Raw genomic sequence first — 20031 nt, 5'->3', positions numbered from 1 at the left:
AGCGCGGGTGACATTTTATATCTTCGAGGTGAGCGACAATGGCGAGCAAAGATATCGTCACGCGTGAAGTGACATATGCAGGCCATGCGTGCGCGCTCAAGGCGTATGTCGCCGAGCCGGCGGGAGTCGAGTCATCGCCGGCGGCGATCGTAGTCCAGGAATGGTGGGGGCTGAACGACCATATCCGCGACGTCACCCGGCGGCTGGCGCGCGAGGGTTATTTCGCGATCGCGCCGGACTTGTACTCGCGACAGGGCCACCAGGTCGCCACCGAGCCCAATCGAGCCGCGCAACTGATGGGCGGACTGAAGAAGGAAGACGGCATCGCGGATCTTCAGACCACGGTGGATTGGCTGCGCGCACAGAAACAGACCCATTCAACCCGCATCGGCATCACGGGATTTTGCATGGGCGGCAGCTACGCCCTGCTGTTGCCATGCGAGAGCCGGGAAATCGCGGCCGCGGCGCCGTTTTATGGCGAAATCCCGCCGGACGAAAAACTCAAGCATCTCGGCTGCCCGATTTTCTACGCATACGGCGAGAACGACGGATGGATCCAGCGCGGCGACGTCGATCGGCTGGCGGCGGCGCTGAAGAAGTTCGACAAGCCGGGCGAGGTGAAGGTTTACGCGGGATGCTCGCATGGGTTTTTCAACGACACTCGCGCCGATGTCCATCGCCCCGCCGAAGCCAAGGACGCGTGGAAGCGCACGCTCAAGCTGTTCGCCGCAAATCTGAAAGGGTGATTGGCCCGAACGCTAGATCCTTAGAGTCTCGAGGCCCGGAATTTTCGGAAAGCTCCTGAGGTCCCGCGTCGCAACGCGGTAATCGTGGGCCATCGCAGTCGCGGCGATCATCAGATCGTGCGCGCCGACCTGGCGGCCGGTACGGTCTAGTTCAGCCGAAACCGCTGAGTGGACTCGGGCGACGGTGAGATCGAACGCTATCACCGTCATTTGCGCGAATATCGCCTCGACGTAAGCATTGCGTCGATTTCGTTGCGCGGTCGTTCGAGCGCGAGGCAAGCCGTATAGCAGTTCCGACGCGGTCACCGCGGACAGCGCGAGAGGTTCGCCGCCGAGCGATGCCAGAAGGTCCGCCAGATCGATCCGGCCGCGCTCGCCGGCGATGAAGATGCTGGAATCGATCAGCGCGGCCACTTCGACTTCTCGGCTCTCGGCTGTTTTCGAACATGCTGTTCGATCGCGTCCAGATATTCCTTGTCGGGATGCGGCAGCGAGCGGAGCAATTCCACGAGTTCACGGCCGGTGAAGGTAGCGTTGCGCACGGGGACGATCTCACAGACCGGTTCGCCCCCTCGTTTCACGACGAAAGTCTCGTTGCGATATCGCACGCGATTCAAAACCTCTGAAAAGCGTCGAGCCGCGTCGGTGGCCGAGATCTCTGATTTCATGATTTTCTGATTTTATGATCGCACAAGCTCTTTCAGCAAGGTCTGCCAGGCATCGTTGCCGCATTTTGTCCTGAAAAAAGTGATCAGCTCGCCAGCGCGACGGAATCCAGCTGCGGACCGGCCAGATAGATGAGACGACCCTCGTCGGGCGCGCGCTCCCGGAGCCATCGTGCGACGATCGTCATCTTCTCCAACTCTCCGCGCTCGACGTATTTCAACTTGTATCGCTCGTAATTGCCCGCGACGAACGCCGCCACCTCGCCCGCGGCGTCTGCCGTGTCCAGATGCCGCGTCATCGCAAGCCGTCCCGACAGCACGACGTGCGCTGCGCGATCGGCCGCCTCGCCTGTCACGATCACGAGATTGTTTTCCGTCACCACCCGGCTGAGGCGGGTCGCGCGATGCGCCAGCGTGGTCAGCGCCTCGAGATGGTGGCGAAAGCGCGCCGCCTCCTCAAAGCGCATCGCGGCCGCGGCCTGATCGCGCGCCCGGGCCAATTCACCCAGCAGCGGGCCGATCCTCCCGCGCAGAAAACCAACCGCGCGCCGAACCCGCTCCGCGTACCTTTCTCCGTCGATACTCAGGTTGCACGGCGCGGTGCAATGGCCCATCTGGCCATAGATGCACGGCGAAAAGTCCTCGCTCGGCTCAAGCTTCCCGCCGCAGGTGCGAAGGCCGAGGATTCTCGCCAGCGCGCGAACTGAATGCTCGATGCCGCGGCGGCCGATGAACGGCCCCAGATGCATCACACCGCGCCGCGCACTCATCTTTGTCGAAATCGTCACGCGCGGAAACTCGTCCATCATGTCGAGCTTGATGAAATACGCGGGCGCCGCCGATTTCAGCATCCGGTTGTACGGTGGTTTCAGCTCGCGGATGAGCCGCGCTTCGTCGAGCGCCGCCTCGAGCGGCGAGCGCGCCGGCCGCGTCTCGATTTTGTAAACGTGCGAGATCAGCTCCGCCGTCTTTGCCTTCACCGACGCCGTGAAGTATGAGCTCACCCGCTCCCGGAGCCGCCGCGCCTTGCCGACGTACAGCAAATCGCCGCGCTCATTGCGCATCATGTAAACGCCGGGCGCATGCGGCAGCGCCGCGATCTCCTCCGGCCGCACGTGACGTTCGATTCTCCTGCCCGCAAGTCCGCGACGATGGTCGTCGAGCAGGCGATCCAGCCGCGTGATACCCATCCGCTCCGCCATCTCGAGAAAAATCGAGAGCAGCTCCGCGGCCATCCGCGCGTCGCCAAGTCCGCGATGCCGTCCTTCGAGCGAAAGCCCGAAATGTCCCGCGAGCAGATCGAGCCGGCGGCGCTTGAGCGACGGCATGAACCGGCGCGACATCCTGAGCGTGCACAGCACCGGGTTGCCCAGCCCAATTCCAAAGATGCGGCGGTATTCGAAGTCGAGAAATCCGAAGTCGAAGGCCGCGTTGTGCGCGACCATCACCCGCTCCCCCATGAACTCGCGAAACGCGGGCAGCACATCCTCGATAGGCGGCGCCTCGCGAACCATCTCCGTCGTAATCGACGTTAGCCCCGTGATAAAGCGCGGAACGATGCCGCCCTGCGGTCGGACCAGCGTCGAAAAAGATTCGGCGAGCCGCCGCCCGACCATCCGGTACGCGCCGATCTCGATGATCGTGCCCGGGCCGGCGCGTCCGCCCGTAGTTTCCAGATCGACCACCGTGAACTCGGCCTGATCGAGCCCGACGCGGATGCGATCGCTCTGCGCAAGCCGCCACAGCGCCGTGTCAGGGTCGAAGATGAAATTCGGATCGCCGTCGAGTAGCTGACGGACAATTCGCGCGCCGAGTTCAGGGTCCGAGCCGACTCCGCTCAGCAGCAGCCCGACCAGCTCGCCAGCGTCGGCGCCTGCTGGCCGCGAGCACAGAAACTGATAGAGCTTCTGCCTGGCCGAGATGCCGAAATGACGCTGATTCGCGCCCGGGATTCCCGCTTCCTCCACCTGCCTGCCCCTTCGTCCTTGCTTCGCTTTATCAGGGGCACGCCACGACGGCAACGCCAAGCTATGTGAACACTCCCACCAGGAACCACTAATTGGCGAAGTCTCGCGCCCTGCCTATGGCCCGCACCGGGCCGTCGCGTTACAATAGCCAGTCTGACAAGGAAGGTATTTGCCGATGGAACGCGTTGAATTGACCCGCGAATGCGAAGGCGTCCGGATCCCGGCCGGAGACAAAACGAAGCTGGAAAAGGGGCTCGAAGCCTTTATCACGCAATCGCTCGGCGGAACCTTCACCCTGCAGATTCCCGCGCACGGCGGCCTGTTCCGCGTCGCAGGCAAGGACGCCGATGCGCTCGGCAAAAAGCCCGAAGATGCGGGCGCGGTGTCGGCGTCGGGCGGCGGCGATCTCGAAGCGATGGTCTGGGAGCAGCTCAAGACCTGCTTCGACCCCGAAATCCCCGTCAACATCGTTGACCTCGGCCTCGTCTATGGAATGGAAGTGAAGGACGCCGGCGACGGCGCCAAGAAAGTCGAAGTCAAGATGACGCTGACGGCGCAGGGATGCGGCATGGGCGCCTCGATCGCGACCGACGCGCGCTACAAGATCATGAGCATCCCGGGCGTGTCGGAGGCGGACGTCGATCTGGTGTGGGATCCGCCGTGGACTCCGCAGATGATTTCTCCCGAAGGCCGCGAGCGACTGGGCATCGACTAATCGACGCGCAGCCACCTCGCGCATCGCCCGATGCGTTGACACGCCCGGCTGCGTCCGATAATTGTTCTCGTTCGGCACATCGATGTTTGCAATAGTAAAGACAGGCGGAAAACAGTACCGCGTCGGCGTCGGCGACCAGATAACGGTCGAGCGGCTCGTCGGCGAAGTTGGTGCGGCTATATCACTTGACCAGGTGCTGGCGGTCGGCGGCGAAGCGCCCAAGGTCGGCACCCCGGTCGTCGCGGGCGCTTCGGTGACGGCAAAGATCGTCCAGCAGCCGCGCGGCACGAAAGTGATCGTGTTCAAGAAAAAGCGCCGCAAGAATTACCGCCGCAAACGGGGCCATCGCCAGGAACTGACCGTTCTCAAGATCGAGGAAATTTCCGCCGGCGCATGAACGCTGGCGTGAATTTTAATTGAACCGCGGCTCGGAAGGCCGCTCAATAAGTTTTTAGGGAGACACTGCGTGGCGCACAAAAAAGGCCAGGGTTCGACGCGCAACGGCCGCGACAGTCCGGGCCAGCGCCGTGGTATCAAGATTTACGCGGGCCAGACCGTCAAGGCCGGGAATATCATCATCCGCCAGCTCGGCACTCGCGTGCATCCGGGCCGCAACGTCGGTCTGGGCCGCGACTATACGATTTACGCGCTCATCGACGGTGTGGTTAAGTACGAGCCGAAGGGTGAGAAGCGGCAAGTGAGCGTCGAGCCGCTCCCCGCCAGCGCCGATACCGCAGGGGCGTCTGCTTAGGGACCGTCAGCCCGCAAGATTTGAATCGAAGCCCCGCGGTGCGCCGTGGGGCTTCTTTTTTCTTTTCAGTGTTTTGATGTTTGGTCTTTTTCGGTTTTGTGTTTCGTTCCTTGTTTTCGCAACTTCGATGCGTGACGCGGGATTTCCGCGACGGGAGGAACTTCGATGCGATTGGGACTAATTTCCGGGTATTCGGGCGCGCAGATGGGCTTGCCGATGGACACCATCCTCGAAGCGGAACGCGTCGGTTTCGACTCCGTGTGGACCGCCGAGGCTTACGGCTCCGACGCGGTTACGCCACTGGCCTGGATCGGCGCGCTGACCAAAAAAATCCGGCTCGGCACCGGGATCATGCAGATGCCGGCGCGAACTCCCGCCGCAACCGCCATGACCGCGATGACGCTCGATGCGCTGTCGGGTGGCCGCTTCATCCTCGGCATCGGGCCGTCGGGTCCGCAGGTCGTCGAGGGCTGGCACGGCGTGTCGTACGGCAAACCGTTGCAGCGCACGCGCGAGTACATCGAGATCGTGCGCAAAATTCTCGCGCGCGAAGTACCCGTCGAGCATCACGGCAAGGAGTTTGACATCCCGTACACCGGTCCGGGCGCGTCGGGACTCGGCAAGCCGCTCAAGAGCATCCTGCACGGGCGCAAGGACATGCCGATCTACACCGCGTCGATCAGCCCCAAGGGAATCGCGCTTGCGGCGGAAATTGCCGACGGTGTGATTCCGGTCTGGATGAATCCGGAGCGATGGGACATCTACGGCGCGCCGCTCAAGCAAGGCTTTGCGAAAAGCGGCGGACGCAAGAGCCTCGACAATTTCGATGTCGCGCCGTTCGTCACCTGCATCATGGGCTCGGACCTCGAGAGATGCCGGATGCCGGTGAAGGGAATGCTGGCGCTGTACATCGGCGGCATGGGCGCGCGCGCGAAAAATTTCTACAACGACTACGCCAAGCGGCTCGGCTACGAAGATGCCGCGGTGAAAATCCAGGACCTGTACCTGGCCGGCAAGAAGGCCGAGGCGATGGCGATGGTGCCGGACAAGCTGGTCGATGAGGTCGCGCTGGTCGGCAATCGCGAGCGAATCGCGGACCGGCTCGAGGTCTGGAAGGCGTCGCCGGTCAAGACGATGCTGATTGGCACCGGCGATATTAATGCGGTCCGCGCGCTGGCGGAGATTTGTCTCTAGCCGCCTGCGCTCGTAAGGCGGATGGTTAGGGCGTCGTAGACTGTTATTCGCGGACCATACGCGGCCTGAAAGACACCGATGCCGCTGGCGGGCCGGATCAGATTGGTCCGATCGAAGATGTTGAGCAAAACGATGCGCGAGTTGCGCAGCTTCTTAGAGCGGCGGCAGTGGAATTGTCAACGCATCGTAAACCGTGACTCTGGGTCCGTAGGCGGACTGAAAAACTCCGATACCGGTCGCTGGACGAATCAAATTAATGCGATCGAAAACGTTGAGCAGGATAATCCGGTTCTCGATGTGACCGAGCACCGGCATATCGAGAGTTTTGGCGGCGCTAAGGTTGAACTGCCATACTTTCGGAAGCTGGGTCCTATTGGCGAATCCGCCCCGCAAGCCGCTGCTGAATAGCCCGTCGACCGTAAACTGCCAAGTCTTCCATTTGTACGCGACGCCGCCTGAAGCACCCACCAGCGGGGTATGATCGAGTACGATGTAATGTTGATCGATATATTGAAGCTGAGCAAGCGGAGGAAAGTTGTACTGTCCGGTGGCGACACCCCGGACCTCTTCCCTGGCCACAAATTGCGACAGTCGCAGAGCGAGATTGGGAAGATTGTAGGTGAGTGAGTTCTCGAGTCCGGCGCCGTAGCCCCTGACGTAGTTGAAGGGCGCATCCACGGGGACGAAACCAAACTGGCCTTCGTCGATGTAGTGGCGATCGATCCGGAAATAACTATCCTGCGACAGCACCAGATGCGGGGTGACTTGATGCGTGTAGCCGACGTCCCATGTGTAGTCCGTTTCGGCATCGAGTTTTGTGCTTAATGGTATGCCGGGACCAACACCGCCGGTGGTGTCCTTCAAGGCGGTGATACCGGGAGAAATGCCCTGGAAGTTCGGAACCTGGAAGTTGCGCGCAAACCCCGCATGGATCGTAGTGTCGCGGCGTGGCTTGTACACAAAATTTATAGTCGGACTGAACTGGCTGTCGTTGACAAGGCCGCTCACTCGATCCCATCGTGAGCCAAAATTCACACTTAGCTTCTCACTCAGTTGCCAGGTGTCCTGAACATATACACCATAGACCAGGTTAATCTTGTTGAGATCGGCGCTTATAGCGATAGGGACGTCCAATGCCTTGCCGCTCGAAATGGGAAAGACCTGTGAAGTATTGTCCGCCTCGACTCCGTACTCGCCAAAATAGAATCCCCCACGCAACGTGTGGTCGTTGCCCAAACGATAAGTAAGATTGCCTTGCCCCGCATTTGAAAAGTCGCTGTCGAATACTTTCGGGGCTATACCCTGGTAAATGAGATCGCTTATCGGATCGGGATTAAAGTTTTCCCGGTTGTAATGAATCGTATAGGCGACCTGGTAGTCGGCATTCGTTCCGAGCGCGCCGTTTAAAGCGAGAACTCCATAGTAGTCCTGTTGATCCACGGTCGAATTGATATCAGCAGATGGAAAGTCAGCAGGATTGGCGCCGCTTAGCGTGAACTCTGGCGTTTCGCCGGGCACATTGGGGAACTGATTGTCGGCAACGGTCATTCCGGTAATCAGACTCAGTTGTGTGGTCGGACTTATCGAGTAGGTGAGATAGGCAAATCCCTGCCCCTGGTCGGTGCTATCGTGAATCGGATCCGGGCCTCGAGTCGCAGAACTGAGGCCCAGATTGGAATGCAGGTAACCCCCGGTCACATAGTAACTGAACTTTCCATTACAGCCGCCCAGCTCGAAACTCGGCTGCGCGGTATCCCGTTGGCCGCCGTAAGTAGTGAACTCGTTGTGCGCATCATCGCAGCCGTTCCTGGTACTGATTTCGATTATCCCTGAGGTGCGATAACCATACTCGGCCGGCAGCACGCCATCCATAAGACTCACGCTCTTGACGAAATATGAATTGAGGAGCTGCGTGAAGGTCGGGTCGTTGTTGATGTCGAGCGGCAACAGGATCCCGTTCATCTGATACTGGATGCCCGCATGCTCGCCGCGAATATGAATCTCCTGGTTCTGGTCGAGTGCCACCCCCGGCATCTGCAGCAGCACCTGGTTGAGCGGAGTAGCCTCGCCTTGCGGAAGGTTCGTGACGTCGTGGGCAGTGAAGGTGAATTTGCTGGCGCCCGTTGCGGTTAATCCATTTTGCGCGTGTACGCGGCTCGCGCTGACCGGCAGGGTCAATGCCTGTTCGGATTCCAGCACGAGGTCGAGGGGAGTTTTGGCGCTGGTGGGCAAGACCAGCGCTGCTCTGGCAGCCTTGAAGCCGGATTTTTGAATGACTAGGTCGTAAGTCCCGGGTCCAGTTGCCGGCAACTTGAATTGTCCCTGCTTGCCACTCGAGGTCCGAGCGACTGTGCGACCGTCTGCCGCTCGCAACATCACCACGGCATCCGTCACCGGCCGGCCCAAGGCGTCCTTTACCGTTCCCGCCGCAGACTCGGACATGAGTTGCTTCATAGCGGCGGCTGAGCCGCTGACCGTCAGCAATACAATCAGAGGCGCTAGTGCCAGCGCGGCACAGATCCGTACGCAGCATCGCGTCGCCCTCGATATACGCGAAGGTGAAATCGCCATGAGAAAACCCTCTCTCAAATCGGCACTCGCTGACGAATGCCTGCACGGCCCCTGCCTCTGAGCGCACTCGGCTGGAAGCCACTTTCGTTGCGCACAACGACGGTGCTCCTCCTGGCTCAAGGCCGGGGGAAATCTCGAAAGGAACGATTTTGGAAGAAAGCTAGATGAGCGCGGGCGGCGGACGGGCCGCCAGCGGCAAGCGGTTCAGATCATGATTGGCGACTACAACGACGGTCGGTGACGAATCGTTTCCGACATCACGGTTTGCCGCTATTGCGACGCGCTCGAAAGGACGATCGAAGTGCCAATGCTCAAGCCGATGAGGATCGCTGACGACGATCGCGGCTTCATTGCCATGTACGTCATAAGCGTGATCGCCGTGACCGTGCGAATCGTGACTTGCGTTGTGGTGTTCGTGATCGTGATGGTGCGATTTATCCGCCGCATCGTGATGATGGGCGTGCGGATAGTTTCCTCCGCTGTGCCGATGATGAATCAAGCCCACGACGCCAGACCTACCCCAGATCCGTGCCTATCGATCCGGGATTTCCGTTTTGACTCTACGATTCCGACTCGCCACATAGACCAAACAGTCTCCTGTGGCAAGGTTTTGAACGCCCTAATAGCCGAGGATTGGATCGACCAGATTCAGCAGCGGGCGATTCGCGGCGAACCTTTTCAGATTCTCCGCGAACAGTTGGCATGCCTTGTCCATGTAGCCGCGATTGGCGCCGGAAATGTGCGGCGTCAGGATTACATTTTCGAGATCCCAAAGCGGGCTTTTGGCTTCGAGCGGTTCATGCTCGAACACGTCGAGGCCCGCGCCGCCAATCTTTCCCGCGGTCAACGCCGTGGCCATCGCGCGCTCGTCGATCACTTCGCCGCGCCCGATATTTACCAGATACGCGCCGGGCTTCATCGCGGCGAATTCCCGCTCGCCGATGAACTTGCGCGTGTGGTCGGTGAGCGGGAGAGTGACGGACACGTAATCGCTGTCGCGGAGGATCGCTTCGCGATCGCCGGGACCGAAGAAGCGTGCGGGAAGCTTGCCTTCGGGATCGCCGAGACCCGCCGGACACCATCCGGGATCGGCGCGCTCGGCCGGGTTGCGCTTGAGCGCAAGCACGGTCATCCCAAATGCGGCCGCGAGCCGCGCCGTTTCCCTGCCAATCGATCCGTAGCCGATGATGCCAAGGGTCCGCCCACGGATTTCGTCCACGCTCGCCATGAAAGCGCCCGAGCGCATCCACTCGCGGCGAATCTGCGCCCGAATCGCGAGATGAAGCCGATGCGCATACGAGAGCATCGAGGCTATCGTGTATTCCCCGATCGGCGTCGCATGAATTCCGCTCGCGGTCGTGACTGGAATCGCGACCCCCTTGAGCGGTCCGCCGAGTGCGTGGTCTGCGCCGGCGCTGAGCAGTTGAATCCATTTGAGGCCGTGCGCCCGATTCGTGATGTCCAGCGGCACCCGAAAGGTGAGCAGCACATCGCATCCGCCGCTGACCAACTCGCTGACTTCCTCGGCCGTTCGGCATTGGCGATCGGCCAACTCGGCTCCGGGCACCGCGCTGGTAATTGCGGCGCGATGCGCGGGTTGCAGCGCAACCGTCGATATTATTTTCATGGACGCATCAAAACTTTCGCACGGGTTCGCGCGCCCTTCAAGGAGAAATCGTGCAGGTTGAGCAGATCGCGCGGCGGGCTTATATTTGGAGAGTCTCCCGCATCAACGGACCGATCGTCGAGCACCATGAAATGAAGCTGCAAAAGATGCTCACGCTGGGCGTGGCGGCAGCCGCATTGTTCGCGCTGTCTCATCTTGCAGTCGCGCAGACGGCCGGTTCGCAGACTGGCTCCCAGGGCGGCGGGAATCCGGCCAATCCCGGAATTGAGGGGCAGGGCGGCAGCGACGCGACGCTCGAGATAGCTCCGCAGCCCGGCTTGGCGGCGCCGAAACCCGGTGTTCAGGAAATCCCCGGCGGCCGGAATTTCAATCCGGGCGAGAACAACGCGTCGATCGAACCCAACTTCCGCCCGAAAACCGAGAACGGCACCGGCGACATCAACGGCAACGGCGATAGCAACCGGCCGCATCCGCGGCCCTACCTCGGCATCACCGTGCAATACGCGACCAAGTGCTACCTCGGAGGGGAGGAGCATGGGCTCGAAGTGCTGACCATCGATCCCCGCAGTCCGGCCGCGCAGGCGGGACTGCAGGCGCGCTCTGGAATGAGCCCAATCGGCGCGGCGGTTTCCACGCTGACGGGAATACTGCCCGGCGGCTCAATCCTGGCTAATAAGGCGCTGCAGAGTTCGGGAGCGATGGGCCATGAGGGAGATCTGATTGTCGCGGTTGACGATCGGCGCGTGCGCGACCAGAGCGATCTGGAAAGCGCGATGTCGCGGCTCAAGCCGGGAGACACGATGTACCTGACGGTAATCAGGCCGGAAGGTAACTCGCACAAGACGATCAAAATTGCGGTGCGAGTCGGCGCGGTGGGCGAGCCAATCGCGAATGCGGCGCCGACGGGCGGCAACCGGCAGTAGCCTCGCGATTTCATTTCACGATTGTTCCTCCGATACGGCCGACGCGTTCGCGCGCGATTTTCTGCTATCATTCTTGAGACGCCAGCGGCATGTGCGCTCCTCGCGCGCATCGCCGCAAGGCGAATTTTTGCGTATTCGGACCGGAAAAACTTGCAACGGAGCCTCAAAGAAGCGGCCGGCGAACTCGAAGCGCGGCTCGCGGCAAATACCGAACGCCGATTCCCGGTGATGGGACTGCGCGGCGCGGCCGGCGCGCTGATGATCCGCGAGATGGGACTGCGGCTGCGGCGTCCAATCGTCGCGGTCACGTCAACGCCGTCGGAAGCCGAGGCGCTGGCCGGAGAGGTTGCGTTTTTTCTAGGTGAGGAGGCAGACGCCGACGCCGCCACGCGCCGGGTGCATCTGATCCGCTCGTGGGAAGTGAAACCGATGGCGCAATTGTCGCCACCGACCGACGCGCAGGCGTCGCAACTGGCGGCGCTGTTCGCGATGCTTCGGCATGAGTCGCCGCTGGTCGTTACGTCGGCCGAAGCGCTGATGACGCGCACGATTCCGCGCACGGTCTTCAACGAATCGATCGTTAAAGTGGCGATTGGCGATCGGCTGGACCTCGAAGCGCTGATTGAAGCGCTCGTGGCGTGCGGCTATCAGCGCGTGCCGCAGAGCGAAGAGGCGGGAGACTTCAGCGTGCGCGGCGGAATCATCGATGCATTCTCGCCATTGTACCGCGACCCGATTCGCATCGAGCTCGAAGACGACCTGATCACCTCGATTCGCCATTTCGACGCGGACAGCCAGCGCTCGGGCGGCGAGCTGCTCGAGGCGACGATAACGCGCACTCGCTACGTGCCGCCGTCTGCCCTGAAGGACCCGAAGCTGCGCGAGCAGGTCGCGTTGCGGGCGGCGGAAATCGGCATGGTGCGCAAGGAGGCCGCGGAACTGGCCGAGACGCTCGAGAACGGGCTGCTGTTTCCGGGCGCGGAACTGCTGATGCCGTATGCGTACGGGCGCGCGCTCGACAGCGTGTTCGATTACATGCCGGCGGGCGCGTTGCTGTGGCTGGTCGATCCGGGGCGCATTCTCGCCGAGGCAAATCGCTTCGCCGATACCGTATCCGTCGAGACGGCAGCGGCGGCGCGCAAGCCCGCGTTTCATCCTGCGCCGGATTCGCTGTTCATCGGGGCGGACGCCTTCGAGCGCGCGCTCGGAAACTTCACCGCCGTCGAGGCCGGGTCGCTGGTGACGATGGCCGCGCCGCGCGAGGGATGGGCAGTGCCGGTTGAGGTCAAATCGCAGGCCAGTTTGCGGCTGGGATCGAACCAACTGAGCGGAGTACGGACGCCGCCGAGCTTCGAGCCGCTGGCGACGGAACTGCGCGAAGTCCGGCGCGGGCAGGGACGTTCGCTGATGATCGTTGACGGGCCGCATCAGGTGGCGCGCCTGCGCCGTCATCTGGAGGCGTGGGACCTCGAGATCAACGTCGAATGCAAAAGTTTGTCGGCGCTGCTGGAATGGCCGGACTACCGCCCCGCGATCATGGAAGGGGAGATTTCCGCCGGCGTCGTTTTGCAGGCCGACGGTCTCTACATCTACAGCGAAGAGGAAATTTTCGGCGAGCCGCGAGCGCATCGGCGCAGGCGACCGAGCGCCAAGGGTGCGCTGCTCAATCTCGAAGAGCTGAAGCCCGACGATTTCGTCGTACATATCGATCACGGCATCGCGAAGTACCGCGGCCTGCGGCACATGAAGGTCGCCGACGTCGAGGGCGACTTTCTGAATCTCGAATACTCAGGCAACGACACGATGTACGTGCCGGTCGAGCGGATAAATCTAGTCCAACGATACATCGGCGGCGACGACGCGGAACCCAAGCTCGACAAGCTGGGCAGCGGCTCGTGGGAGAAGGTGAAGCGGCGCACCAGGCAGGCGGTGCTCGCGATGGCGGCCGAGCTGCTCGACGTGTATGCGGCGCGGGAGGTGATGGAGGGGCACGCGTATCCGCTACCGGGCGCGGACTACGAGGAGTTCGCGTCGCGCTTCGAGTTCGAGGAGACGCCGGACCAGCAGTCGGCGATCGACGACGTCATCCGCGATCTGACGCGCGCCAAGCCGATGGATCGGCTGATCTGCGGCGACGCCGGCTTCGGCAAAACCGAAGTTGCGCTGCGCGCCGCGTTCATCGCCGTGATGGACGGCCGGCAGGTCGCCGTGCTGGTGCCAACGACGATCCTCGCCGAGCAGCACTGGAATACGTTTCGCGAGCGCTTCAAGGATTATCCGGTTCGCGTCGAGATGGTCTCGCGGTTTCGCAGCCACAAGGAAAATCGGGCCGTGATCGACGAGGCTGGCCGCGGCAAGGTCGACATCATCGTCGGGACCCATCGGCTGCTCTCGAGCGACGTTCAGTTCCCGCGCCTGGGCTTGCTGGTAATCGACGAGGAGCACCGATTCGGCGTGGTGGACAAGGAGCGAATCAAGAAGCTCAAGAAGTTGGTGCCGGTGTTGACGATGACCGCGACGCCGATTCCGCGCACGCTGCACATGGCGATGCTCGGCATCCGCGATCTCTCCGTGATTCAGACGCCGCCGCCGGACCGCCAGGCGATTCGCACCTTCGTCGCGCATTTCGACGACGCCACCATCCGCGATTCAATCCTCCGCGAGTTAAACCGTGGCGGCCAGGTTTTCTTCGTTCACAATCGCGTCGAGAATATCGACTACATGGCCAGTCATCTGCGCGCGCTGGTGCCCGAGGCCAAGACCGCAATCGCGCATGGCCAGATGAAAGAGCGACAGCTCGAGGACGTGATGCGCGACTTTATCGAAAAGCGCGTCAATGTGCTGGTCTGCAGCGCTATCATCGAATCGGGCCTCGATATTCCCAACGCGAACACGATGATCATCAATCGCGCCGATCATTTTGGTCTCGCGCAGCTATACCAGTTGCGCGGCCGCGTCGGCCGTTCGCGCCAAAAAGCGTACGCATACCTGCTGATTCCCGGCGAACACATCATCACGCGCGACGCCAAGCGGCGAATCGATGCGCTCCGTGAACTGGTCGAGTCCGAGAGCGGCGGCGGTTTCAAGCTCGCGATGGCCGACCTCGAGCATCGCGGCGCCGGCAACCTGCTTGGCCACGAGCAACACGGACAGATCGCGGCGGTTGGGTTTGAGCTCTATACCGAGATGATGGAAGAGGCGATTGCCGAACTGCGCGGCCAGCCGCAGCGGCCCGACTTCGAGCCCGAGCTTCGAATCGCAGTGCCCGCGTACATCCCCGAGGCTTACGTCTCCGACGAGAACGAGCGGTTGGTGCTCTATCGGCGGCTCGCGCGTGCGCAGCGCGAGGAGGATCTCGGCGAGATTCGCGACGAGATGCGCGATCGGTTCGGCCCGGTGCCGACGCTGATCGAAAATTTGATCGCGGCGATGAATGTTCGGCGCCAGATGAAACAGCTGATGATCCTCAGCGCGATTCTCAAGGGCTCGCAGCTCGAAATCAGATTCCATCCCGATGCGCCCGTGGAAACCGCGCGGCTGGTGAAGCTCGCGGACCAGAATCGCCATACGATGCGGCTGACGCCGTCGTACCAGCTGATCGCGCGAATCGAACCCGGAGAATACGAGCAACTGTTCGCGCAACTCGACGGCGTCTTGCAGGCCCTGGCGGGCTGTGAAAAGTTGGAAAACTGGCCGGCCGCGAAAGTCGGGCCGGCCGTCAATTAGACTGATGCAGAACGGAAGATTGTCCCCGCGTGCCGGCGCGCGATGCGCCGTGACGACGGCGTTGGCGGCGTCGCTGGGAATTGTCCTGGCGGGCGCGGTTTCGGGTTGCTCGCTGGATCTCCTCAAACCCGGCGCTTTCGATATTTTCAAACAGGCGGCCGCTTCTTCCACAGTGACGGCGCCATCGGCGTCGGCGTCGCCTGGAGCGGCCAACCCTTCGCGGACGGGGAAGCCGGCTCCGAATCCGGTCGCCGAGGCGCAATCGGACGAACCGCCGCCCCCGCCAGCGCCCGTTGCCTCGGATGAGCCGGCGGAACCGAGCACGCCGGCGTTGGATCGTGTCGTCGCCAGCGTCGACGGCGAGCCGATCACGATGCGGGAGGTCAAAGATTTCGCGGCTCAGCGCGGCCAGCCGATTCAGACCGACGATTTCGCTTCTTCGGACACCGCCAAGGTCGCGGTGAAGGCCTTGATCGGAGAGAAATTGCTCGAACAGGAAGTGAAGAAGTACGATGACAAGGTCGATGAGGCGCAGATCGACAGGTACATCCAGCAGTTGCGGCAGGACAAGCACATGAGCGATGCGGAATTCCGCGCGCAACTACGGGCGAGCGGGCTGAGCTACGACGAAGTGCGCAAGCGGGCGCGCCTCGATATCGAAAGAGCAATGATGATCGAGCAGGAAGTCCGCGCGAAAATCGACGTGCCCGACGCCGACATCAAGGCCTACTATGATGCCCACAAGGAAGACTTCACGATTACCAGGGAGCGTCTCAAGCTCGCGCAGATTCTGATCGCGCTGCCGCCCAACCCGACCGCCGCGCAAGTGTCCGCCGCGCAAAAGAAAGCCGACATGATTCGCGCGCGCGCAGCCAAGGGCGACGACTTCGGCGATCTCGCGCGCCTGTATTCGGACGACGAATCAAAGTCCAACGGCGGCGAACTCGGATGGTTCGCGCCGTCCGACGTCATGGACCAGATTCTGGCCGCGGTAAAGCCGCTCAAGCCCGGCGAAATTTCGGCGCCGGTTCGCACCAGCCACGGCATTCATGTCGTCAAGCTCGAAGAACACGAAGTGCCGGGCGTGCAGCCGCTCAACGATGTCAAGGCGCCGATTCGCGCTCAGCTGATCGATCAGCAATCCGGCGCGCAGCTCCAGAAGTGGGTTGACTCCGATCTTGTCAAGCAGCATTACGTCGAGACCATGTACTAGATGATGACGGCGCTCAGACGAAAGACGCCGCCGCGGTTGGCGATCAGCATGGGCGATCCGGCGGGCGTCGGGCCCGAGGTGATCCTCAAGGCGGCAGCGGCGCTTTCGAGCCGCCGCAGCGCGCCGTCGATTGCGGTAGTCGGCGATTTGTCCGCGATGCGCGCGGCCGCCGCCCGCCTGACCGACGTGCCGGCTCCATCCCAATGGCATCCTGGTCAGCCGCCGATTCGTCTGACCAAAGGCCTCGGCGTACTTTCCATATCGAGTTTGCCGGCGCGCGCAATTCGCCCGGGGCATCCCACGGTTGAGGGCGGCGGCGCCGCGTATGACTACATCGTAACCGGCGCGCGGATGGCGATGAGCGGCGACGCTGACGCGCTGGTGACCGCGCCGATCAGCAAGGATTGGATGAACCGCGCGGGGCATCATTTCCCCGGGCATTCGGAACTGCTTGCACATCTGGCGCGAACCCGGCTGTGGCGCATGATGTTCGTGGGCGGCGAGCTGACGGTAGCGCTGGTGACTGCGCATATGGGATTTGCAAAAGTGGCGTCCGCACTGACGCAGCGCAATGTCCTGGACACGATTCGTCTGCTCTCTGCGCATTTGCGCGGCGCGGTTGGCGTTGCACGACCGCGAATCGCGGTGCTCGGATTGAATCCTCATGCGGGTGAAGGCGGGATGTTCGGTGATGAGGAAATCCGCGTGATCGCACCGGCGATTCGACGCGCGCAGCGTGACGGCATCGACGCATTCGGTCCGCTCGCACCGGACACCGCGTTCATCCGCAAGGCGGGTTCGTTTAACTTCGACGCTGCGGTTGCGATGTATCACGACCAGGGCTTGATTGCGGTCAAGACGCTGGAGTTTGATCGTGCGGTGAACGTCACGCTCGGATTGCCGTTCGTCCGCACCTCGCCCGACCACGGAACGGCGTTCGACATAGCAGGAAAGGGAATTGCAAATCCGTCGAGCATGATTGCCGCGATCGAATATGCGTGGCGGGCCGTGACGGGACGCGAAAAGACCGGGCGGCGGGCTTCGGCGTAAGCAACGATGGCCGATCGAATCGTCATCAAGGGCGCGCGCGAGCACAATCTCAAGAACATCGATCTCGAGATTCCGCGCGATCGACTGGTCGTGATCACCGGACTCTCCGGTTCGGGAAAATCATCGCTCGCCTTCGACACGATTTACGCCGAGGGTCAGCGCCGCTACGTCGAATCGCTGTCGGCCTACGCGCGCCAGTTCCTCGAACAGATGGAAAAGCCCGACGTCGATTCGATCGAAGGATTGTCGCCCGCAATCTCGATCGAGCAGAAGACCACCTCGCGCAATCCGCGCTCGACGGTGGCCACTATCACCGAAATCTACGACTACCTGCGCCTGCTATTCGCGCGGGTGGGACACGCGTTCTGCTACAACTGCGGCCGCGAAATCACTCAGCAGAGCGTGCAGCAGATCGTTGACCGGATCATGGGATGGTCCGACGGGGCGAGGATTCACGTGCTCGCGCCGATTGTCCGCGATCGCAAGGGCGAGTATCGCAAGGAATTGTCCGAGATGAAGCGCGCGGGTTTCGTGCGCGTGAAGATCGACGGCAAGCTCTATGAACTCGGCGAGGAGCCGGCGCTGAACAAGAACCAGCGCCACACCATCGAAGTGATGGTCGATCGGCTCGCGATCCGCAAGGGAATCGAGAAGCGCTTGTCGGACTCGCTTGAAGTTGCCTTCAAGTATGGGCAGGACCTGCTCAAGGTCGAGCGCCTGGACGGGCCCAAGAACGAGAGCGAGATCTATTTCAGCCAGCGCTTCGCCTGCGTCGATTGCGGAATCTCGTATCCGGAAATCGCGCCCCGGATGTTCTCGTTCAACAGCCCCCACGGCGCCTGCGTGGAATGCTCGGGAATCGGATCGATCATGTATTTCGATCCCGAGCTGGTCGTGCAAAACGAGGACTTGAGCATCTCCGATGGCGCGATCGCTCCGTGGGCGACGATGAACTATCTGCAGCCGGTGCTCGACGCGCTCGCCAGGCATTACAAGTTCAGCCTCGATCAGCCGTGGAAGGAAATACCGCTCAAGGTGAGCAAGGCGATCATGTACGGCTCGGGGACCGAGGAGATCGAGTTCGCCTACCAGCGCGGGCATCATCGCGCCGAGTACTCGAAAACGTTCGAGGGAGTGCTGCAGTGGCTGGATCGCCGCTACAAGGAAACCGAGTCCGAAGGCGTGCGCGAGTTTCTCGAGGCGTACATGAACATGCGGCCGTGTCCGACCTGCAACGGCGCGCGGCTCAAGAAGGAAAGCCTGTACGTCCGCTTCAACGGCAAGTCGATTTCGGAAGTGACGGCGATGTCGATCAAGCAGGCACTCGCGTTTTTCGCCGCACCGAAGCTGAGTGCGCAGGAAGCGGAAATCGCGAAGCTCATTTTGAAGGAAATCCGCGAGCGGCTGAATTTTCTTGCCGACGTCGGACTCGAGTACCTGACGCTCGATCGCCCGTCGGGAAGTCTCTCCGGTGGCGAGGGCCAGCGCATCCGTCTCGCCACTCAAATCGGATCGAGCCTCGTCGGCGTGCTTTACATCCTCGACGAACCGTCGATCGGACTTCATCAGCGCGACAATCAGCGCCTGCTGGCGACGCTCAAGCGCCTCAAGGAACTCGGCAACACCGTGCTGGTGGTCGAGCACGATCGCGAAACGATGCTCGAGGCCGATCATCTGATCGACATGGGACCGGGCGCCGGAATTCACGGCGGCTACGTCGTTTCGCAGGGCACTCCCGAGGATGTGATGCGCGATGAAAACTCACTCACCGGCAAGTATCTCTCGGGGCAAATCGAGATTCCCGTGCCGTCCCGGCGCCGGAAGCTCTCGGGCCGATGGCTGACGGTCAAAGGCGCGCACGAAAACAATCTGCGCGATCTTACGGTCGCGATTCCGCTCGGCGTCATCACCTGCGTCACCGGCGTTTCAGGTTCCGGGAAATCCACGCTCGTGCTCGACACCGTGTATCGCGCGCTCTCGCAGAAACTGAATCACAGCCGCGAACGTGCCGGCGCGTACAAGACGCTCGACGGCGTCGAGCATCTCGACAAGGTTATTCACGTCGATCAAAGCCCGATCGGACGCACGCCGCGCTCGAATCCCGCGACCTACACCGGCCTGTTCACCCATATCCGCGAGCTGTTTGCGCAATTGCCGGAGGCGCGCATGCGCGGTTACGGGCCGGGGCGATTTTCGTTCAACATCAAGGGCGGACGATGCGAAGCGTGCGAAGGCGACGGCATCATTCGAATCGAGATGCACTTTCTGCCGGACGTTTACGTTACCTGCGAGGTATGCGCGGGCAAGCGCTACAATCGCGACACGCTGGAAATTCAATACAAGGGCAAGAATATCGCCGAGGTTCTCAACATGACCGTGCTCGACGCGGTCGAATTCCTCGGCTCAGTTCCTCCAATTCGCCAGAAGCTCGAAACGCTGCGCGACGTTGGCCTCGATTACATTCATCTCGGCCAGTCCGCGACGACCCTGTCGGGTGGCGAGGCCCAGCGCATCAAGCTCGCCAAGGAACTCGCGCGGCGCGCGACCGGCCGCACATTTTATATCCTCGATGAGCCAACGACCGGACTGCATTTCGACGACATCAAAAAGTTGCTCGGTGTGCTCGGCCGCCTCGCCGACGCGGGCAACACCATCGTCGTGATCGAGCACAACCTCGACGTTATCAAGACGGCCGACTACCTGATCGATCTCGGGCCCGAGGGCGGCGATCGCGGCGGCAATGTAGTCGCAAAAGGCACGCCCGAGGAAGTCGCCGGCGTGAAGGCTTCATACACCGCCGGCTTTCTGCGCCAGGTGCTCAACCATCGCGCCGCCGCATAGTCCGCGCACTCACGATTCCGTCCCGGCCGCACTGTCGTAGGA

At 61.8% G+C, this 20031-nt stretch carries 16 protein-coding genes; 10 read left to right on the top strand and 6 right to left on the bottom strand.

The annotated features are described in order from the left end of the window. Nucleotides 1-38 precede the first annotated feature (38 nt). Complete coding sequence (locus ABR989_RS09610; protein ID WP_428127909.1) at nucleotides 39-746, top strand: dienelactone hydrolase family protein; 708 nt, start codon at nucleotides 39-41, stop codon at nucleotides 744-746. Nucleotides 747-758: 12 nt separating this feature from the next. Here ABR989_RS09610 and ABR989_RS09605 read toward each other — a convergent pair whose 3' ends face one another. The 3 genes from ABR989_RS09605 to ABR989_RS09595 form a co-directional block, all read right to left on the bottom strand. After that, complete coding sequence (locus ABR989_RS09605; protein ID WP_428127907.1) at nucleotides 759-1160, bottom strand: PIN domain-containing protein; 402 nt, start codon at nucleotides 1158-1160, stop codon at nucleotides 759-761. Further along, entirely contained in the window at nucleotides 1148-1414 is a 267-nt protein-coding gene (locus tag ABR989_RS09600; RefSeq protein WP_428127905.1) for a type II toxin-antitoxin system Phd/YefM family antitoxin, read from the bottom strand. Before ABR989_RS09600 ends, ABR989_RS09605 begins: the two co-directional genes overlap by 13 nt. 83 nt (nucleotides 1415-1497) lie before the next feature. Continuing rightward, on the bottom strand, nucleotides 1498-3378 hold the full coding sequence (locus ABR989_RS09595; protein WP_428127903.1) for an exonuclease domain-containing protein: 1881 nt from the start codon (nucleotides 3376-3378) through the stop codon (nucleotides 1498-1500). A 175-nt stretch (nucleotides 3379-3553) separates the two neighbouring features. Here ABR989_RS09595 and sufT point away from each other — a divergent pair, with 175 nt between their 5' ends. The 4 genes from sufT (at nucleotide 3554) to ABR989_RS09575 (ending at nucleotide 6038) form a co-directional block, all read left to right on the top strand. Beyond that, the gene (gene sufT, locus ABR989_RS09590) at nucleotides 3554-4093 is read left to right on the top strand and encodes a putative Fe-S cluster assembly protein SufT (RefSeq protein ID WP_428127902.1); all 540 of its coding nucleotides are present in this window, start codon (nucleotides 3554-3556) and stop codon (nucleotides 4091-4093) included. Between the two features lie 82 nt (nucleotides 4094-4175). Beyond that, entirely contained in the window at nucleotides 4176-4490 is a 315-nt protein-coding gene (gene rplU / locus ABR989_RS09585) for a 50S ribosomal protein L21 (RefSeq protein WP_428127900.1), read from the top strand. Nucleotides 4491-4559: 69 nt separating this feature from the next. Then, nucleotides 4560-4844, top strand: a complete 285-nt coding sequence (rpmA, locus tag ABR989_RS09580) for a 50S ribosomal protein L27 (protein ID WP_428127898.1) — start codon at nucleotides 4560-4562, stop codon at nucleotides 4842-4844. Between the two features lie 165 nt (nucleotides 4845-5009). After that, nucleotides 5010-6038: an LLM class F420-dependent oxidoreductase gene (locus ABR989_RS09575; protein WP_428127896.1), complete on the top strand. Its 1029-nt coding sequence runs from the start codon at nucleotides 5010-5012 to the stop codon at nucleotides 6036-6038. 153 nt (nucleotides 6039-6191) lie between these two features. Here the strand turns inward: ABR989_RS09575 and ABR989_RS09570 are convergent, their stop codons facing one another. From ABR989_RS09570 to ABR989_RS09560, 3 genes are all read right to left on the bottom strand, one after another. Continuing rightward, nucleotides 6192-8522, bottom strand: a complete 2331-nt coding sequence (locus tag ABR989_RS09570; RefSeq protein WP_428127895.1) for a TonB-dependent receptor — start codon at nucleotides 8520-8522, stop codon at nucleotides 6192-6194. A gap of 247 nt (nucleotides 8523-8769) precedes the next feature. Next, entirely contained in the window at nucleotides 8770-9114 is a 345-nt protein-coding gene (locus ABR989_RS09565) for a hypothetical protein (RefSeq protein WP_428127893.1), read from the bottom strand. 114 nt (nucleotides 9115-9228) lie between these two features. Next, the gene (locus ABR989_RS09560; protein ID WP_428127891.1) at nucleotides 9229-10236 is read right to left on the bottom strand and encodes a D-2-hydroxyacid dehydrogenase; all 1008 of its coding nucleotides are present in this window, start codon (nucleotides 10234-10236) and stop codon (nucleotides 9229-9231) included. A 131-nt stretch (nucleotides 10237-10367) separates the two neighbouring features. On the opposite strand from ABR989_RS09560, the gene ABR989_RS09555 reads away from it, so the two are divergent. The 5 genes from ABR989_RS09555 (at nucleotide 10368) to uvrA (ending at nucleotide 19989) form a co-directional block, all read left to right on the top strand. Then, nucleotides 10368-11159: a PDZ domain-containing protein gene (locus ABR989_RS09555; RefSeq protein WP_428127890.1), complete on the top strand. Its 792-nt coding sequence runs from the start codon at nucleotides 10368-10370 to the stop codon at nucleotides 11157-11159. Between the two features lie 150 nt (nucleotides 11160-11309). After that, complete coding sequence (mfd, locus tag ABR989_RS09550; protein ID WP_428127888.1) at nucleotides 11310-14885, top strand: transcription-repair coupling factor; 3576 nt, start codon at nucleotides 11310-11312, stop codon at nucleotides 14883-14885. A gap of 4 nt (nucleotides 14886-14889) precedes the next feature. Continuing rightward, the gene (locus ABR989_RS09545; RefSeq protein WP_428127886.1) at nucleotides 14890-16098 is read left to right on the top strand and encodes a peptidylprolyl isomerase; all 1209 of its coding nucleotides are present in this window, start codon (nucleotides 14890-14892) and stop codon (nucleotides 16096-16098) included. Then, nucleotides 16099-17148, top strand: a complete 1050-nt coding sequence (pdxA, locus tag ABR989_RS09540; RefSeq protein ID WP_428127885.1) for a 4-hydroxythreonine-4-phosphate dehydrogenase PdxA — start codon at nucleotides 16099-16101, stop codon at nucleotides 17146-17148. A gap of 6 nt (nucleotides 17149-17154) precedes the next feature. Further along, nucleotides 17155-19989 (top strand): excinuclease ABC subunit UvrA, encoded by a 2835-nt coding sequence (gene uvrA / locus ABR989_RS09535; RefSeq protein WP_428127884.1) that lies wholly within the window; start codon nucleotides 17155-17157, stop codon nucleotides 19987-19989. Nucleotides 19990-20031 lie beyond the last annotated feature (42 nt).

Source organism: Binatus soli (SeqCode), assembly GCF_050015535.1.
Lineage (GTDB): Bacteria > Desulfobacterota > Binatia > Binatales > Binataceae > Binatus > Binatus soli.
Note: the sequence above shows the minus strand (reverse complement) of the source record. Positions and strands in the feature narration are given on the sequence as shown.

Excerpts from the sequence above, each read along its gene's own strand:
- ABR989_RS09610 (WP_428127909.1), top strand. The coding sequence starts at position 39 with ATGGCGAGCAAAGATATCGTCACGCGTGAAGTGACATATGCAGGCCAT.
- ABR989_RS09600 (WP_428127905.1), bottom strand. The coding sequence starts at position 1,414 with ATGAAATCAGAGATCTCGGCCACCGACGCGGCTCGACGCTTTTCAGAG.
- sufT (WP_428127902.1), top strand. The coding sequence starts at position 3,554 with ATGGAACGCGTTGAATTGACCCGCGAATGCGAAGGCGTCCGGATCCCG.
- rplU (WP_428127900.1), top strand. The coding sequence starts at position 4,176 with ATGTTTGCAATAGTAAAGACAGGCGGAAAACAGTACCGCGTCGGCGTC.
- ABR989_RS09575 (WP_428127896.1), top strand. The coding sequence starts at position 5,010 with ATGCGATTGGGACTAATTTCCGGGTATTCGGGCGCGCAGATGGGCTTG.
- ABR989_RS09560 (WP_428127891.1), bottom strand. The coding sequence starts at position 10,236 with ATGAAAATAATATCGACGGTTGCGCTGCAACCCGCGCATCGCGCCGCA.
- ABR989_RS09555 (WP_428127890.1), top strand. The coding sequence starts at position 10,368 with ATGAAGCTGCAAAAGATGCTCACGCTGGGCGTGGCGGCAGCCGCATTG.
- ABR989_RS09545 (WP_428127886.1), top strand. The coding sequence starts at position 14,890 with ATGCAGAACGGAAGATTGTCCCCGCGTGCCGGCGCGCGATGCGCCGTG.
- pdxA (WP_428127885.1), top strand. The coding sequence starts at position 16,099 with ATGATGACGGCGCTCAGACGAAAGACGCCGCCGCGGTTGGCGATCAGC.
- uvrA (WP_428127884.1), top strand. The coding sequence starts at position 17,155 with ATGGCCGATCGAATCGTCATCAAGGGCGCGCGCGAGCACAATCTCAAG.